Here is a 2,955-nt window from a genome sequence, read left to right on the forward strand (position 1 = left end):
TTAATTCCTTTTGTTTTTGAGCTTCGACAAGGCCCCTTGCTGGTGATACCACATGCTATGGCTAGTCTCTCACTGACCCCCAATTTCATTAAACTGCGTACTTTGGTGCGAGGTTTACGCCATTGCCGCCAGTAGCACATTCTTATCCTACGTCGGATCCAATGATCTAAATCCACCGTTAGCTGATAAGCGTTGGCTATCTGGTAGTAGTGTCCCCAGCCGCGTAAATACTGTGTGAGTTTATGAATTTGTAGGGTCATTGAGATCCCCCAGTTACGGTTAGTGAGCTCCCTGACATTTGCTTTGAATTTCTTTAGCGCCTGTTCGTGGATCTGCACTTGACCGTAACGAAATGTGAACCCGAGAAATTTCGAGCCTGATACAGGACCTACCCGACTTTTCGATTCGTTCACTTTGAGCTTTAATCGCTTAGTGATAAACGCAGTAATTTCCTGTTGTATTATTAGTCCTTCGCTTTTGGTTTTTACTAAAATGATTATGTCATCAGCGTAACGTGCAAACTTAAGGTGTTTGTAGGTTAGCTTCTTATCTAATTCATCGAGTAAAATGTTGGAAAGTAAAGGGGATAATGGCCCACCTTGGGGGACTCCTTTGGTTGACTCAAACCACAGACCTGTTTCGCGCTCTGCGATCCCCGCTCGTAAGTATTTACCGAGTAGGCGCATGAGTGCTTTGTCTTTGATTTTACGGCCAACACGATTCATCAGCATGTCATGGTCTACTTCATCAAAGAACTTAGACAAGTCGATATCAACCGCTGTTTTATAACCTTGTTTAACACAAAATTGAACATGGTTCACCGCTTGACTGGCTCTTTTATGAGAACGATAACCATAACTATGTGGTGAAAATTGAGGCTCAAAGTAAGGGCTGATCACTTGAGCAATGGCTTGTTGGATCACTCTGTCGATAACAGAAGGGATCCCAAGCATTCGCTCACCGCCATCGGGTTTGGGTATCATCACGCGTTTGACTGGCAAGGGTTGATAAGTGCCGTTAAGTAATTGTTGTTTAATACCCAGCCAATGTAACTTAGCGAAGTGATTAAACTCTTCAATACTCATATTATCAATACCCGCAGCCCCTTTATTGCGCTTAACATGTTGCCATGCTGCACCAATATTGTGGTTGCTTAGTACCCTTGCCATCAGGTCATGATCTGTTTGGCTATATTCATTCGAGGTATTATTCACAGTAGAACGCTGTTCATCACTATCGCAACACGGTGATCTATGTGAATTCAAGTTCATCTGTAGTATCTCCTCTGGTTAAGATGTTCAGGCCTTCACCGTGTCCCCTCCATTACGATGGGCGTTTGGCTACTATGCCGTCTGCTGACTTCTGATAAATCACTCTAGCGATTACTCGATAAAGCGCGTCTAAACTAACGCTTGTTTACTGCTATTTTGCTCGCTGTAGGTCGCAGCAACCAAAGCGCCAAGGGTTGATCAACCAGTCCCTAACTGGTAATCTCCAAGCGTTAGCGCGGATGCGTGTTTATCAGATCTCCCCGAATAAGGTGCATCGACTTTCTCTGCACAACTGCATCATTTACGGTGGCCGTTAGATCACATGACTTCGCTATCTTGTGCTAGCTCGTCTTCAGCCTACGCCTCATATGATGTTTTTGTTCATCAGCTCGCAGATTTGCTAGCGGCTTCCTCCAGACTATCTCTCGCGATTTAGCCCTTGCCATTCGCTAGTAGTTATCGTTTAATAACAGTATGTTATTTAAACGGTGATCTTCCTACAGAGGACTTTCACCTCATAAGTCAATGCCCATGTCGGGCGTACACAAACGGCTCCACGCAGACGCCCAAACCTCCGCGTTTTTTGTGGTTTCGCTTCGCTACACTTTGCCACAAAAATCGCTCCGGCTTGGCCGCTGGTGAGCCGGGCGTTGGCAATAGACGAGTAACTTTCATGAAGTACGTATTTTTATATTTTATTTTGTGTTTTTTCTGCTCTAGTTCATTTGGCGAGAACTTGGGATACTCTGGCTTTAACAAAGAAGGCGAAACCGTAGAGGAAACATTAGCTCGTCTGATAAAAGACAAATCATTCAGTGTTTACGATCACGATGGTTGGACTATTGCTAGTTCGAATGAGGGAGTAATGTATAGCTTTACGCCTTCCAGTCATCCAGCTTATCCCGCCTATGTAAAAAGGGATGTGATTGAGCGTAACGGCGCTATTTATATTGATATGTCGGTGCGTTGCGGAGCTTCAAAGAAGGTGTGTGATGATTTGGTTCGCTCGTTCCAAGAGTTAAACAAAAAGATAATGCAAAGCATGGGTGGATGAATGCATAATCGGGTAGCCGGAGGTCTCTACCCTCCAGCCCCCACACCACCCATCATGCGCTTTTTATTAACAAGAAGTGCAATGGGCGGTTCATCTCCCGTAATGAATGTTGATCCAAATATCTCTCAATGACACTAAACCTTGTGAAACTAAGTAGTTATTGCCTAGCGCAATGTTAATTCCTTTTGTTTTTGAGCTTCTACAAGGGCCTTCGCTTCCAAGCGCCTACTTTTGGTACTAGTGATACCGCATGCTATGGCCAGTCGCTCGCTGACCCCCAATTTCATTAAACTGCGCACTTTAGTGCGTGCTATACCTTTATAAAGAGCGCCACTGCCGCCAGTAGCACATTCTTATCCTACGGCGGATCCAGTGATCTAAATCCACCGTTAGCTATTAGGTAATAGTGTCCCCAGCCGCGTAAATACTGTGTGAGTCTAGAATCTGTGTCACTCTAAAGCGCAGCGTCTCTTAACCTCTTTGTGAATAATTCACTAAATTTTTTTCCCCCTGTGTCAGGATAGTTGTCGCCTCTAACTTTTAATAGAGGCAGATAAAAATGAGACGTCGATTTACACAAGAATTTAAAGTTCAAGCGGTTGAAAAAGCATTATCTCAATGTGATGATGT

Annotated in this window: 2 protein-coding genes and 1 pseudogene; 1 reads left to right on the forward strand and 2 read right to left on the reverse strand. The window is 44.2% G+C overall.

Annotation, left to right across the window (positions count from 1 at the left end):
- A partial coding sequence (gene ltrA, locus H5200_RS22925; protein ID WP_259399278.1) for a group II intron reverse transcriptase/maturase occupies positions 1 to 1,271 on the reverse strand: 1,271 nt, incomplete at its 3' end.
- Between the two features lie 673 nt (positions 1,272 to 1,944).
- Between ltrA and H5200_RS22930 the strand changes: the two genes are divergently transcribed.
- Complete coding sequence (locus H5200_RS22930; RefSeq protein WP_145241256.1) at positions 1,945 to 2,325, forward strand: molecular chaperone DnaJ; 381 nt, start codon at positions 1,945 to 1,947, stop codon at positions 2,323 to 2,325.
- Between the two features lie 90 nt (positions 2,326 to 2,415).
- Here the strand turns inward: H5200_RS22930 and H5200_RS24205 are convergent.
- Positions 2,416 to 2,764 (reverse strand): annotated as a pseudogene (locus tag H5200_RS24205) (group II intron maturase-specific domain-containing protein); the annotation flags it as partial.
- Positions 2,765 to 2,955 lie beyond the last annotated feature (191 nt).

Origin of the sequence: Pseudoalteromonas sp. SG43-7, from assembly GCF_014164295.1 — a bacterium.
GTDB lineage: Bacteria > Pseudomonadota > Gammaproteobacteria > Enterobacterales > Alteromonadaceae > Pseudoalteromonas > Pseudoalteromonas rhizosphaerae.

What these genes read in the sequence shown, in the direction of transcription:
- H5200_RS22930 (WP_145241256.1), top strand. Translation starts at nt 1,945, where the DNA reads ATGAAGTACGTATTTTTATATTTTATTTTGTGTTTTTTCTGCTCTAGT.